A 13,651-nucleotide genomic window follows, 5' to 3' on the forward strand; every position below is an offset into this window, starting at 1 on the left:
CATCAGAGAGGGTTCGCCATGCGCGCCATCGTCATCCAGCAATACGGTCCGGTCGAAGGGCTGGTCTATCAGGACCTGCCGCAGCCGGAACCACAACACGGCCACGTCGTCATCCGCGTCAAGGCCTTCGGCATCAATCACGCTGAAATGCACATGCGCCGCGGCGAATGGGCCGAGTCGGCGCCGGTCAGCGGCATCGAATGCGTGGGCATCGTCGCCGCCTGTCCGGGCTGCGAATTTGCCGTCGGGCAGAAAGTCGCAACGCTGATGGGCGGTCTCGGCCGCACCGTCAACGGCAGCTACGCCGAGTACACCCGCGCCCGTGTCGACAACGTGGTCGCCATCGAATCGGACTTGCCGTGGGAAGAACTGGCGGCGCTGCCCGAGTCCTACGCCACCGCGTGGACCTGCCTGTTCCGCAATCTTGACATCCGCAAAGGCCAGACGCTGGTGATCCGCGGTGCGACCTCGTCGTTCGGCCAGGCGGCGGTCAACCTGGCGGTCAATGCGGGCCTGCATGTCATCGCCACCACCCGCAGCAAGGAACGCTTCGCGATGCTGGAGGCGCTCGGCGTGACGCGCGTCGAGTTGGAAGGACCATCGTTGTCGGCGCGGCTGGCGGAAGCCGGGCAAGTCGATGCAGTGCTGGATCTGGTCGGCAACAGCGTCGTGATGGATTCGCTGGCGATCGTGCGGCGCGGCGGGCGTGTCTGCCTGGCCGGATTCCTGGGCGGGCTGGCGTCGGTGCCGGATTTCAATCCGCTGCTGCAGATGCCGAGCGGCGTGCATTTCAGCTTCTTCGGCAGCTTCGTATTCGGCACGCCGCAATTCCCGTTGTCTGATGTGCCGCTGCAGGACATCGCGCGCGACGTGGCGCTGGGACGCTATCAGGCCAAGCCGTCGCGGGTATTCAAATTCGATGAGATCCATGCCGCGCATCGCGCGATGGAAGCCAACCAGGCCAACGGCAAGATGGTCGTGCTGGTCGACTGATCAAGACAAATTACTGACACATCAACACACATCAAGGATGAACAACATGAAGAGAACAGCCATCGTTACCGGCGCCAGTCAAGGCATCGGCCGCGCCACCGCAATTCGTCTGGCCAGGGATTTCGGCGCCGTGGTCCTGGTCGCCAGGAATGCCGCAAAGCTGGCGGATACCGCCGCTGCAGTGGAGAAGGCCGGCGCACAGGCGCTCGTGATCGACGTCGACCTGAGCACGCCGGCCGCGCCCGACCTGGTGGTGTGCAAGACGCTCGACGCCTTCGGCCGCATCGATGCGCTGGTCAACATCGCCGGCGATGTGCCGCAGATCGATCTGTTCCAGATGACGGACGCGCAGTGGGACGCCGGCATGTCGCTCAAATTCCACGGCGCGCGCCGGCTGACGATACGCGCGTGGGAAGCCTTGAAGGCAAGCCAGGGATCGGTGATCGTCACCTCCGGCAATTCCGCCGCGGTGCCGAAGGCCGGGTTTGCCGCCGTGGCCGCGATCAACGCCGCCATCGTCTCGCTGGCGAAGGCCTTTGCCGAGCGCGGCATCGAGGACGGCGTGCAGGTCAACAGCGTGTTGCCCGGCCCGGTCATGACGGGACGGCGCGAATCCTTCCTCGGCAAATGGTCGGCCGCGCACGACATGTCGGTGGAGGACGCCAAGTCGAAGTTCCTGGACGCCGCCGGCATCAGCCGTTACGGCCAGCCCGAGGAGATCGGCGAGCTGATGGCCTTCCTGGTGTCGCCGGCGGCGAAGTGGATGACCGGGTCGGCGATTCGCATGGATGGCGGGGAAATCAAGGCTATGTGAGGCGTGCCCGTCTAGAAGCTCTCCCAGCTGTCGTCGCCTTGTGCGGCGGCAGCCATCGCCTTTGCCGGAAGATCCTTCACCGCCTTGTGTGGAAGCTGCACGGGTTTCGGCGTCACGTCGCGGATTTTTGCAGCCGTGCGCGCGACATCCGGAACCGCGACGGCAGCGCCAAGTTTGAAAATGCTGACCGCCTGCGACAGGCGTTCGGCCTGTTCCTGCATCGATTGCGCAGCGGCGGCGGCTTGCTCGACCAGCGCGGCGTTCTGTTGCGTGACGCCGTCCATTTGCGTGATGGCGCGGTTGATCTCTTCGATGCCGGTGCGCTGTTCTCTGCTCGCGGCGGAAATCTCCGCCACGATATTGGTCACGCGCCTGACACTGGCGACCACTTGTTCCATCGTCGCGCCGGCTTTGCCAACCAGTTTGCTGCCGTCGTCGACCTTGGCGACCGAGTCGTCGATGAGCGACTTGATTTCCTTGGCGGCCGCAGCCGAACGTTGCGCCAGGCTGCGTACTTCCGACGCCACCACGGCGAAGCCGCGACCTTGCTCACCGGCGCGCGCCGCTTCAACCGCCGCGTTCAGCGCCAGGATGTTGGTCTGGAAGGCGATGCCGTCAATCACGCCGATGATGTCGACGATCTTGCGCGAAGAGGTGTCGATGTCGTTCATGGTGCTGACCACCTGGGCCATTACTTCGCCGCCTTGCACCGCGATACCCGACGCCGACACCGCCAGTTGGTTGGCCTGGTGTGCGTTGTCGGCATTCTGCTTGACGGTGGAGGTCATCTGTTCGATGGCGGAGGCGGTCTCTTCGATCGAGCCGGCCTGCTGTTCCGTGCGTGCCGACAGGTCGAGATTGCCCGAGGCGATTTCGCCGGAGGCGGTGGTGATGGTGTCGGTGCCGGTGCGCACTTCGCTGACGATCCGGTGCAGGTTGTGGTTCATGTGCTTGAGCGCATCCATCAGTTGGCCGGTTTCGTCGCGCGACTTCACTTCGATGATGCTGCCGAGGTCGCCGGCGGCCACGCGCTGGGCCATGCGCACCGCTTCGCCGAGCGGTCGCACGATCGAACGCGTCAGCACGAAGCCCAGGCACAGCGAGGCCAGCACCGCCAGCGCGGAGCAGGCCAGGATCACGTTGATCGCCGTGGTGCCTTCGGCGAACGCACTGGCGCCGGCCATGCGCAATTGCTTGTCCTGCACCTCGACGAAGCTGTTGGCGGATTCGAGGAAGGCATTTTGCGACGGCAGCAGTTTGCGCAGCACCGCGTCGGCGGCGGCATCGGCATTGCCGGCGCGCGCCTGGGTAATCACTTCCAGTTTGGCGGCATCGAAATTGCGGGCGGCATCGGCCAGCGCCTTGACGCGCTTGCGGCCGACCTCGGTGACCTGATTGGCGTCGATCTTGTTGATGGCTTCCTGAGTTTTTCTGGAAGCCTCGTCGAGACGCTCGTAGCGGACCTTGTTGAATTCAGGACGCGTGGTATCGATCACGATGCCGCGCAGGTATCTGATCTGTTCGTCGAGTCCGTCGCGCACTTCGAAGGCCAGCCGCACCTTTAGGTAGCGCTCGTTCATCATCTGGTCGACTGCGCCGTTGATGTTCGTGATCTTGATTACGGCGGTCGCGGCGACCACCATCAGCAGCAACACCACGATGCCAAATGCGGCGCCGAGCCGCACCCCCACTTTCAGATTCCTGATGAATGCCAACATGTCCGTCCCGTTCAATTGATTGAAAAAGCATCAACGCCTGATTCCGCCCGTTTTTATATTTATGCGGAAAGGACGGATGTTTACTCTCAGTATTGATGCAAGGCAAGACCTTGAATGGGCTGTAAAGGCACGCAGGAAGCGGATTTCAGCACATTGAAAAGGCGGAGAGCGGCGTATTGCGGGGCGCGGCCGGAGATGAGAGATTTTTCCCGGGTTAACAAGAATTTATGCGGCGCTCGCTATTATTTATAGCCTTTGCGCGCCCGCTTCGCTTTCTTTGCCACGGTGAGTTCCTGCGACACGTCCAGAATCAACTGGCCGAAAGCCTGCACTGCCGGCGTCTTTCCTTCGCCGCTGCAAATCAAGGTGAAATTGGCCTTGGGCAGCGGCGGCAGACCGTAGGCGCCGTCGACGATGCGCATGCCCGGCTCGACGTCTTCCTGCGGCAATACCGAAATCGCCAGGCCCGACAGGATCGCTGCGCTGATGCCTTGCTGGCTCGGCGAGGTGAACACCGTATGCCATTTGACGTCGGTGTCGTCCAGCGCGCTGATGCCGACGTGGCGATTGATGCACGGCGCCGGGAAAAAGGCGAACGGCAGCAGCCGGTCCGGCGCCAGCTCGAAGATATCCGCCGCCACCCACACCAGTTGCGTCTGGCGAATGTGCGTGCCTTCATCGCTGTCCGTCGGGGTCATGACCACGGCCAGGTCCAGCTCCCGATTCCTGACCAGTGCACGCAGGTCGAGCTGCATGTTGACGCGCACGTCCAGGCGCACCGACGGGAATGAGCGCGCGAACTGGCACAGGAGCGTCGGCAGGCGATCGCCGACAAAATTCTCCGGCGCGCCGAATTTCACCTCGCCCGAAATCGGCGATGGCCGGAAGCGGTTCTCCAATGCATCCAGCGCGTCAAGGATCTGTTGCGCATGGCGGCGCAGGTCCTCGCCGTCCTCGGTTGGCGCCAGGCTGCGCGTGGTGCGCTGGAACAGCGGTCGGCCCAGTTGTTCTTCCAGCCGGCGGATCTGGTGGCTCACCGCCGACTGCGTCAGGTGCAGGCGCTCGGCGGTGCGCGTGAAGCTGCCGGTGTCGAGCACGGCGACAAAGGTGCGCAACAGCGCGGGATCAAGGTTCATTGCAGGACGGACGGTCTATTGATGATGGAAATTAATAAGTGCTGCGAAATTAAATCGTTTGTATCACAAATCAGCCTTGCCCAGAATCGGGGTCTGCTTTCGGCCGTCTGCAATCGGCGACCGGAATTCGCTTACTGTTAATTGGGTCTCCGCAATGTCCTCCTCGAAAAACTCCCTGGCTCTCGCCTCGGTCTGCCTGGCCGCCCTCATGTTCGGCCTGGAGATCTCCAGCGTGCCGGTCATCCTGCCGACGCTGGAACGTCTGCTGCACGGCGACCTCGCCGACCTCCAGTGGATCATGAATGCCTACACCATCGCCTGCACCACCGTGCTCATGGCGGCCGGCACACTGGCCGATCGCTACGGCCGCAAGCGCCTGTTCATCGCGACCATGTGCTGCTTCGGCGTCACCTCGCTGCTGTGCGGCCTGGCAACCAGCGTGTCGGTGCTGATCGTCAGCCGTTTCCTGCAAGGCATGAGCGGCGGCGCCATGGTGATTTGCCTGCTGGCGATCCTGTCGCATCAGTTTCGCGGCGGGCATGAACGCAGTCGCGCTTTCGGCGCCTTCGGCATCGTGTTCGGCGCCGGCCTCGGTTTCGGCCCGCTGATCGGCGGTGGCATCGTGGCCCTGCTGGACTGGAAATGGGTGTTCCTGGTGCATGTCCCGCTGACTGCGCTGACGTTGTTGCTGGCGTTGCGCGGCGTGACGGAGTCGCGCGATGCGCATGCGGGCCGGCTCGACATTACGGGCATCGTCACCTTGTCGCTGGCCGTCTTCGGGCTGACGTTCTACATCACGCAGGGAGCTGATTTCGGTTACGGCAGCATTGCCGGACTGGCGCTGATCGGTGCGACGGCATTGAGTTTTGTTGTCTTCCTGTGGGTGGAAAACACCGTCGCGCATCCGATGTTCGATTTCTCCGTATTTCGCATCCGCGCGTTCAGCGGCGCGCTGCTCGGTTCGGTCGGGATGAATTTCAGCTTCTGGCCGCTGATGATCTATCTGCCGCTCTATTTTCAGGCGGTGCTCGGCTACGATACCGTCCAGGCGGGTCTGGCGTTGTTGGCCTACACCTTGCCCACGCTGATCGTGCCGCCGTTCGCTGAGCGCCTGTCCTTGCGCTTCCAGCCGGGAACGGTTATTCCGGCTGGGCTGTTCATGCTTGGCGCCGGTTTCATGCTGATGTACGGGGGCAGCAACGGCGGCCTGGTGCAGGCGGGTTGGCTGGCGATGCTGCCGGGTTGCCTGATCGCCGGCATCGGACTGGGCCTGACCAACACGCCGGTGACCAATACCACCACCGGTTCGGTACCGTCCAATCGCGCCGGCATGGCGTCGGGCATCGACATGAGTGCGCGGCTGATCACGCTGGCGATCAATATTGCAGCGATGGGTTTGTTGTTGCTGGAGAGCGTGCAGTCTTATCTGCAGCAGCACGTCGCGGCGGGATCGTCGGCGACGCAGTTGCGTCAGGCGGCGGCGTCGATTGCGGCGGGCAACCTGCAGCAGGGCGCGCTGCAATTCGCAGGAACGGAGGCTGCGGGTGCCTTGGCGCAGGCTGCACTGACGCACGGCTTCGGCGTGCTCATGCTGTACGGCGGTTTTGGCGTGTGGCTACTGGCGGCGCTGAGCCTGGCGATTTTCGGTCGCAAGAGGACGGTGCCGATATCGGCCTATGAATGAAGGTCAATCATGAAGGCCAATATCAATCGACGATGTCGATGCTTTCGCAAAAGCTGTAACCCTGCCCGTGCTCGGTGCGCAGTGGCAGCTTTTCGCCGGTCAGGTTTTGCCAGCGGCGGCGCAGGCGGCTGACCATCTGGTCCAGGCGCCGCTCGTCGTAGTCGATCCACTCGACGCCGAAGGCCTTGGCGATCTGTTGGCGATGCACCACTTGCCCCATGTTGCGCGCCAGCAGTTGCAGCAGCAGCATTTCCATCGCGTTGATTTCGTGGAAGCGGCCGTCCGGCGCATACAGGCGCCGTTCCAGCAAGTGCAGGCGCCAGCTGTCCTTGCCGAGGCGGCGCGAGACCGACGACACATAGGCGGACAATTCCCGCAGACGGACCGGCTTGATGAGGTAGTGGTCGGCGCCGCGTTTGAGACCTTCGATCTTGTCGTCGATGCCGGCGCGCGAACTCAGCATGATGGTGCCGATATGGGGATGGGTACGGTGGAGCTGTTCGGTGATGTCGAAGCCGTTGTCGTCGGACAGTCCGGTATCGATGATGGCGATGTCGGCGTCGTCTACCTGACGCAAGAATTCTGCAAGATTGCTGGCTTCCGATACGCCATAACCTTCACTCAGGAGAAAGTCGGCGACCTCATTGCGCAGGTCGGCCTCATCCTCCAACAGTAGTACCCGAGCCATTTTCCGGCCTTCCCCATGGTAAAAATTTTGGCGAGTATAGCACCATACTCTTGCGTAGGTCAGAGCGCGTCGGAAATGGCCGGGAGGTGGTTAATTTCTGTCCGGACTTGTCGGAAAGCGGCAGCAGTTCGGCGCACATCAGACCAGGAAATCCCGGCCATTTTGCTGCCGCCCGCGACGATGAAAAGCGATGATGAGCCGCTCTCCGAAGTGCGATGTCTGCGCTTCAGAGTGCTTGGCTTTCCGCACCCTGGGTGCTGAAAAAACGCAGCATTTCTCTCGACGCATCCGGGCCTTTGGCATCGGTGTAAGAGCCGTGCTCGCTGCCGCCGGCCCAGGCGTGGCCGGCGCCGTGAATCAGCCAGTGCTCGGCCAGCACGGGACGACCATCGACGTGCAACGAAGTGCGCGAATAGCGATGACCGGTTTCGGCTTTTCCTTCTTCCACGACGGTGCTGATCTTGTCTGCGGACGCCTCCGTTTGCTGGAACCTGGTGACGAAATCGTCGATCAGGCCGGCGCCGTTGGACGGATTGACGGTGGTGTCGCGGTCGCCATGAAAAACGATGAGCGGAATCGCCTCCAGTTTGGCGGAGGCGCCGCCCCGGCGTGAAGACGAGGACGAGGCGCCCCGCATCGCGCTCAATGCCGACGTCAGATCGTTGGCGGACGCATACGGCAATCCGGAATGTACGCCGACGGCCTGGTAGAGATCCGGATAGGTCGAGCCCATGATGATGGCCATCGCGCCGCCTGCCGACAGGCCGGCGACGAATACCTGCTTGCGGTCGAGACCGTACTGATCGATCACTTCATTGGTGATGCCGGCGATGAGCGAGGGTTCGCCTTGGCCGCGTTGCTGATCCATGGACTTGAACCAGTTCCAGCATTTGGACGAATTGGCGGACGATTCCTGCGCGGGATAGACCACCAGGAAACCCTGTTCTTCGGCCAGCGCGTTCATCTGCGTGCCGCGCGCGAAGTCGTCGGGATCTTGCGTACAGCCGTGCAGCATGACGACCAGCGGCATGGCCTGACCGTCGTAGCCGGATGGGATGTACACCTTGTAGCGGCGACTGCCTGCCGCGTTGGCGTAGGCGCCGTCGACAAACTTGCCGCGGTTCAGATCGGCATTCTCAGGTTCGGCTTGCGATGCGGGCGCACCGGCGCCGGCAGGGCCGAAGCCAAATCGGGCCATGAAGTCGGTGACGAAGTTTTGCGCGACATTGTATTGCCCGGCGCCGGGTGGCGTGGCTGCCGATGTCAGGCCGGCGGTGGCAAGCGCATCCTGGATGACTTGCGTGGTCTTGCCTGCGCCTTCCGACTTGAGGCGGCGGGTGAATTCCGCCATGCGTGCATGTATATCGCCGAGCTGAGACATGGATTTCCTTTGAATGATGAAGCTAATGGATCCGTCCCGCCAGGGCCGCCTTGACGGCGGTGCTGGCGTGAAAGGCGCCGAGGACGGTCACCGAATCGATGACCGCTGCTGCGAGTTCGGGAGAGACGTCGGCGGCGATGGTGGCCAGTCCGACCACCTGGACTTGCAGTTTTTCTCCGTTGGCCCGGCTGGTTTCCAGCTGCTGGCGGGAAAAAGCCTGCAAGCCGAGCACCAGGCTCTTGCGCACGATGGTTTGTTTGACCACATCGGAGTGGACTGCCAGCTGGTTGCGGATGGCGGTGCGGATCAGGTCCGTGCGATTGGTGTAAAACCCTTCCTGCACCAGCAGGTCGATCTGGCCCAGATCGACAACGCCAAGATTGATCGTGACTTTTTCGCTGTCTCCTACGCGTGGCTTAAGTTCTGTGACCGACATTGCTGTTCTCCTTCTTATTGATAAAAGCAATTAAGTAGCCGTATTGGCCTGATGGAAACTTTTTGGAATCCATATGCCATCCATGTGGATGGTGTTTGGAGTATATGCCAATTTCTGGCAAAGACAAGAATTCTCTGGAACAGGGAGGAGAAGGCGAGAGCGAGCCGGAACCGTCCAGTGCCCGCCGTCACGATTTCTTACGCGTGTTATCCAGATACGCCGCTACGCAATGCGACGACGGTGGCAGATACTGATTGCTTGGTTTTTGCTGGAATCTTCCTCAAGGTCGCCCCATGCCAAAAAAGAACGCCCCCTCACCGTCCCCGCTCTCTCCTCGTTCTTCTTCAGTCCCGCCGCAACTTTCCGTGTCGCCTGCGCATGCATCTGAACCTACGCCTGTACCTGCCTCGCTGCCGGGTTTCGTGCAAGTGCGCGGCGCGCGCGAACACAATCTGAAGAATGTCGACCTCGACATTCCGCGCGATTCCCTGGTGGTGTTTACCGGCGTCTCCGGCTCGGGCAAGTCCTCGCTGGCGTTCGGCACCTTGTACGCCGAAGCGCAGCGTCGCTATCTGGAATCGGTGTCTCCCTATGCGCGACGGCTATTTCATCAGATGCCGGTGCCGGAAGTGACCGAGATCACCGGCTTGCCGCCGGCGGTGGCATTGCAGCAGCAGCGCGGTTCACCGACGACGCGCTCATCGGTCGGCAGCGTCACCACGCTGTCCAACTCCTTGCGCATGCTGTATTCACGCGCCGGCGACTACCCGGCCGGCCAGCCCTTGTTGTATGCCGAATCGTTCTCGCCCAACACTGCCGAGGGCGCTTGCCCACGCTGCCACGGTCTCGGCCGGGTTTATGAAGTGACCGAACAATCGATGGTGCCGGACGATACGCTGACCATCCGCGAGCGCGCCATTGCAGCGTGGCCAACGGCGTGGCACGGCCAGAACCTGCGCGACATCCTGGTCACGCTCGGCTACGACGTCGATACGCCGTGGCGCGAGATGTCGAAGAAAGACCGCCGCTGGATTCTCTTCACCGACGAGCAGCCGGTGGTGCCGGTGTATGCCGGCTTCACGCCGGCAGAGGTTCGTGCTGCACTGAGGCGCAAGGAAGATCCGAGCTATCAGGGCACCTTCACCAGCGCGCAAAAGTACGTGATGCAGACCTTCGCCAACACCGAAAGCGCGTCGATGAAGAAACGCGTCACCCTATACATGGTCAGCAATGAATGCCCCCTGTGCCAGGGAAAACGCCTGCGTCCGGAATCATTGGCGGTGACCTTCGCCGGCCACGATATTGCAGATATTTCGCGCCTGTCGCTGCGTCAGCTGGGGGATATTTTCCGGCCGCTGGTGGCCGGGCATGCCGGCAGGAAAAGCGCCGACGCCAAGGCGCATCCTGAAAAGCAAATCGTCCGGCAGCGCATCGCCGCCGACCTGGTGGCGCGCCTGGATGTCTTGCTGGAACTGGGACTGGGATATCTGACGCTGGAACGCAGCACGCCGACTTTGTCGCCGGGCGAGTTGCAGCGGTTGCGCTTGGGCACGCAAGTGCGTTCAAATTTGTTCGGCGTCGTGTATGTACTCGACGAGCCTTCGGCGGGTTTGCATCCGGCCGACACCGAAGCCCTGCTGCATGCATTGGATCGTCTGAAGGCATCCGGCAATTCGCTGTTCGTGGTGGAGCACGCGCTGGACGTCATCCGGCATGCCGACTGGATCGTCGACGTCGGACCCGCCGCCGGCGAAAAGGGCGGGCATGTCTTGTACAGCGGCCCGGCGGCAGGACTGGAAGCGGTGACGGCGTCCGAAACCGCGCGCTATCTGTTCGCACGCGACCGCGCGCCTTTGCGGCAGCCGCGCAATCCGGACGGCATCCTGCAACTGCGCCACGTGACGCGCAACAATCTCAACCGGCTGGATGTTGATTTTCCGCTCGGCGTGCTGACCAGCGTGACCGGCGTATCGGGCTCGGGAAAATCCAGTCTTGTCAGCCAGGTGCTGGTCGATCTGGTCACGCAGGCGCTTGGCCAGACCTTGGAAACAGAACAGGAAGACGAGGGTGAAGAATATCGCGAAGCAATCGCCTCGCACGGCCGCATCGCCGGTGGACTCGAGCGCATCAAAAGACTGATTCGCGTCGATCAGAAGCCGATCGGCAGGACGCCGCGCTCCAACCTGGCAACCTACACCGGCCTGTTCGACCATGTGCGGCGCATCTTTGCCGCAACCAGGGCGGCACGGACGCGCGGCTACGATGCGGGACATTTCTCCTTCAACGTCGCCAAGGGACGTTGCCCGACCTGTGAAGGAGAGGGCGCAGTGATGGTCGAATTGCTGTTCCTGCCGAGTGTCTATGCGCCCTGCCCAAGCTGCCACGGTGCGCGCTACAACGACAAGACCCTAGCGATACGTTACCGTGATCGGCATATCGCCGAGGTGCTCGCCATGACGGTGGATGATGCCGCGGCATTCTTTGCCGACGAAGCGCAGGTGCTGCGTTCGCTGAACATGCTGCAGGAAGTGGGTTTGGGTTACCTGCGGCTGGGCCAGCCTGCGACCGAACTGTCCGGCGGGGAGGCGCAACGCATCAAGCTCGCCACCGAATTGCAACGCGCCAGGCGCGGCGACCTGCTGTACGTACTCGACGAACCAACCACCGGGCTGCATCCGGCGGACGTCGACCGGTTGATTGCACAACTGCACACGCTGGCCGACGCCGGCAACACCGTCATCGTGGTGGAACACAACATGCGCGTCGTCGCCGCCAGTGATTGGGTAATCGACATCGGACCGGGCGCAGGTGAAGAGGGCGGCGTGATAGTCGCAAGCGGCACGCCTGCCGATCTCGCACAGGTTTCACAGAGCAGGACGGCGCCGTATCTGAAGCGGTTCTTGCAGGAGCACCGGACTGACGGCTGAGGTGGCTGAGGTGGCTGAGTTTGCGGCAACGGTAACGGCGCTGCGATTTTGCGACAAGTCGGACGTCTTCGATGCCAAATTCTGGAATTCCGCCACCGGTGGATGATGACAATGAGAAACAGGCAATCAAATCAAGGCTTTGCAGCGGCCAATGTGCGCTTTCCGGATTGGCCTGATACTTGCTGATGTTTCGCAGGCCAGATCCGGATTGCCGGTTTCGAACTGACTCTCCGTTCTGACGCCATTTCTATAAATACAACATCAGGAGACAACATGAATCGCTTTGCATGTTCCGTAACGCAGCGTCCGCAAAACCTCGTCACAACCTTCTTCCACATCCTCAAACCGAAACGCTCCGCTCTCGCCTTGGTTGTCTGCTGCCTGGTATCGGGCGCCGCGCTGGCGCAAGGCAAGCCCGTCGTGCAGTTCATCGCCACCGGCGGCACCATCGCCATGAAAATCGATCCCTTGACCAAGGGCGTGGTGCCGGCGATTTCGGGCGACGATCTGATGAAGACCGTGCCGGACGCCGGCAAATTCGCCACGATTGAAGTCAACAATTTCTCCAACATGTCGGCCAACTACGTCGAGCCGAAATGGTGGTCGCGTCTGACCAAGGCGGTCGACGATGCGCTGGCCCGGCCAGAAGTGGCCGGCGTGGTCGTGTCGCAAGGCACCGACACCATGGAAGAGACGGCCTACTGGCTTGATCTGACCGTGAAGTCCGACAAGCCGGTGGTGCTGATCGGCGCGCAACGCAACGCCTCGGAATCCGACTTCGACGGCCCGCGCAATCTGCTCAACGCGATCCGCATCGCCACCACGGCAGACGCCAAAGGCAAGGGCGTGATGGTGGCGATGAACAACCAGATCAACGCCGCCCGCAGCGTGACCAAGACGCACACCGGCGCAGTGGAAACCTTCAAGTCCGGCGACTTCGGTTTCCTCGGCGAAGTGTGGGATGACAAGGTGGTGTTTTCACGCACGGCATTGCGTCGCCAGCACATCGACATCGGTCCCGGCGAGATGCCGCGCGTGGAAATCCTGTCGATGTTCGGCGGCGCCGACGGCTCGCTGCTGCGCTATGCAGTCGACCAGGGCGCCAAGGGCATCGTGGTGCAGGCGGTCGGGATGGGGAACATGAACGTCTCCATGTTCGAGGCGGTGAAATATGCCCTGTCCAAGAACGTCCCCGTGGTGATCTCGACCCGCGTCTACAACGGCCGCACCATGCCGGTGTATGGCTTCCCGGGCGGCGGCAAGACCACGTTCGATGCCGGCGCCGTGATGGCGGGCGACCTGAGTCCGCAAAAGGCGCGTCTGCTGCTGATGCTGTTGATGCATCAGGGCAAGACCAGCAAGAAGGAGTTGCAGGCCGCGTTTGAGAATTAAGCTTGAGAATTAAGTTTCAGAATCGAGTTTCAAAACTGAGCTTGAGAACTGAACTTCAAAACTGAGACTGCCCGGTCGGGAACAAGCCTCGCACGCTGTCCGTAAAAATAGGATAGCGTACGAGGCTTGATTACTTGTGCGAGGGAATAAAAATGGATCAAAAGCTGGTTGTTGTCGCCACACTGACGGCCAAGCCGGGTCATGGCGCCACGTTGAAAGCCGCATTGGAAAAGGTGGTGCCGCCAAGCCGCGCCGAAGCCGGGTGCCATCGCTATGATTTGCACGCCGACAACGTGAATCCCGATTCGTTTGTCATGCTGGAAGAATGGCGGGACGCTACTGCACTGACAGAGCATGAGTCGACGCCGCATTTCCTGGCGCTGGTTGCTGCGGTCGGGGGGATTGCCGAGATCCATATCAGCAAGCTGACCCAGATTGCCTGAGGCAGAATGAACGCGGATTGATCGGGAGGGAGCTGCGCA

General features: G+C 61.9%; 11 protein-coding genes. 6 read left to right on the forward strand and 5 right to left on the reverse strand.

Translation table 11 applies throughout. The annotated features are described in order from the left end of the window. Nucleotides 1–18: 18 nt before the first annotated feature. Together E4P32_RS08770 and E4P32_RS08775 are read left to right on the forward strand one after the other, a co-directional pair. Nucleotides 19–993, forward strand: coding sequence for a zinc-binding dehydrogenase (locus E4P32_RS08770; protein ID WP_116434540.1), 975 nt, complete (start codon nt 19–21; stop codon nt 991–993). 46 nt (nt 994–1,039) lie between these two features. Next, a complete protein-coding gene (locus E4P32_RS08775) occupies nt 1,040–1,807 on the forward strand; it encodes an SDR family oxidoreductase (RefSeq protein ID WP_199525632.1) in 768 nt (255 codons plus the stop codon). An 11-nt stretch (nt 1,808–1,818) separates the two neighbouring features. Here E4P32_RS08775 and E4P32_RS08780 read toward each other — a convergent pair whose 3' ends face one another. Continuing rightward, the gene (locus E4P32_RS08780) at nt 1,819–3,525 is read right to left on the reverse strand and encodes a methyl-accepting chemotaxis protein (protein WP_147306545.1); all 1,707 of its coding nucleotides are present in this window, start codon (nt 3,523–3,525) and stop codon (nt 1,819–1,821) included. Between the two features lie 242 nt (nt 3,526–3,767). Further along, nucleotides 3,768–4,661 (reverse strand): LysR family transcriptional regulator, encoded by an 894-nt coding sequence (locus tag E4P32_RS08785; RefSeq protein WP_116434538.1) that lies wholly within the window; start codon nt 4,659–4,661, stop codon nt 3,768–3,770. 154 nt (nt 4,662–4,815) lie between these two features. Between E4P32_RS08785 and E4P32_RS08790 the strand changes: the two genes are divergently transcribed. Beyond that, a complete protein-coding gene (locus E4P32_RS08790) occupies nt 4,816–6,345 on the forward strand; it encodes an MFS transporter (protein ID WP_116434537.1) in 1,530 nt (509 codons plus the stop codon). A 22-nt stretch (nt 6,346–6,367) separates the two neighbouring features. Here the strand turns inward: E4P32_RS08790 and E4P32_RS08795 are convergent, their stop codons facing one another. The 3 genes from E4P32_RS08795 to E4P32_RS08805 all read right to left on the reverse strand — a co-directional run bounded on the left by E4P32_RS08795 (nt 6,368) and on the right by E4P32_RS08805 (nt 8,850). Continuing rightward, nucleotides 6,368–7,033 carry a response regulator transcription factor gene (locus tag E4P32_RS08795; protein WP_116434536.1) on the reverse strand — a complete coding sequence of 222 codons (666 nt, stop codon included), beginning with the start codon at nt 7,031–7,033 and terminating at the stop codon, nt 6,368–6,370. Between the two features lie 226 nt (nt 7,034–7,259). Continuing rightward, nucleotides 7,260–8,414: a PHB depolymerase family esterase gene (locus E4P32_RS08800; RefSeq protein ID WP_116434535.1), complete on the reverse strand. Its 1,155-nt coding sequence runs from the start codon at nt 8,412–8,414 to the stop codon at nt 7,260–7,262. 22 nt (nt 8,415–8,436) lie between these two features. Beyond that, nucleotides 8,437–8,850, reverse strand: coding sequence for a CopG family transcriptional regulator (locus E4P32_RS08805; protein ID WP_116434534.1), 414 nt, complete (start codon nt 8,848–8,850; stop codon nt 8,437–8,439). A 293-nt stretch (nt 8,851–9,143) separates the two neighbouring features. Between E4P32_RS08805 and E4P32_RS08810 the strand changes: the two genes are divergently transcribed. From E4P32_RS08810 to E4P32_RS08820, 3 genes are all read left to right on the forward strand, one after another. Continuing rightward, nucleotides 9,144–11,777: an excinuclease ABC subunit UvrA gene (locus E4P32_RS08810; protein ID WP_116434533.1), complete on the forward strand. Its 2,634-nt coding sequence runs from the start codon at nt 9,144–9,146 to the stop codon at nt 11,775–11,777. Nucleotides 11,778–12,050: 273 nt separating this feature from the next. Then, nucleotides 12,051–13,169 carry an asparaginase gene (locus E4P32_RS08815; RefSeq protein ID WP_233526647.1) on the forward strand — a complete coding sequence of 373 codons (1,119 nt, stop codon included), beginning with the start codon at nt 12,051–12,053 and terminating at the stop codon, nt 13,167–13,169. A gap of 152 nt (nt 13,170–13,321) precedes the next feature. Further along, complete coding sequence (locus E4P32_RS08820; RefSeq protein WP_116434532.1) at nt 13,322–13,612, forward strand: putative quinol monooxygenase; 291 nt, start codon at nt 13,322–13,324, stop codon at nt 13,610–13,612. Nucleotides 13,613–13,651 lie beyond the last annotated feature (39 nt).

Origin of the sequence: Herbaspirillum sp. 3R11, from assembly GCF_004563925.1 — a bacterium.
Lineage (GTDB): Bacteria > Pseudomonadota > Gammaproteobacteria > Burkholderiales > Burkholderiaceae_D > Herbaspirillum.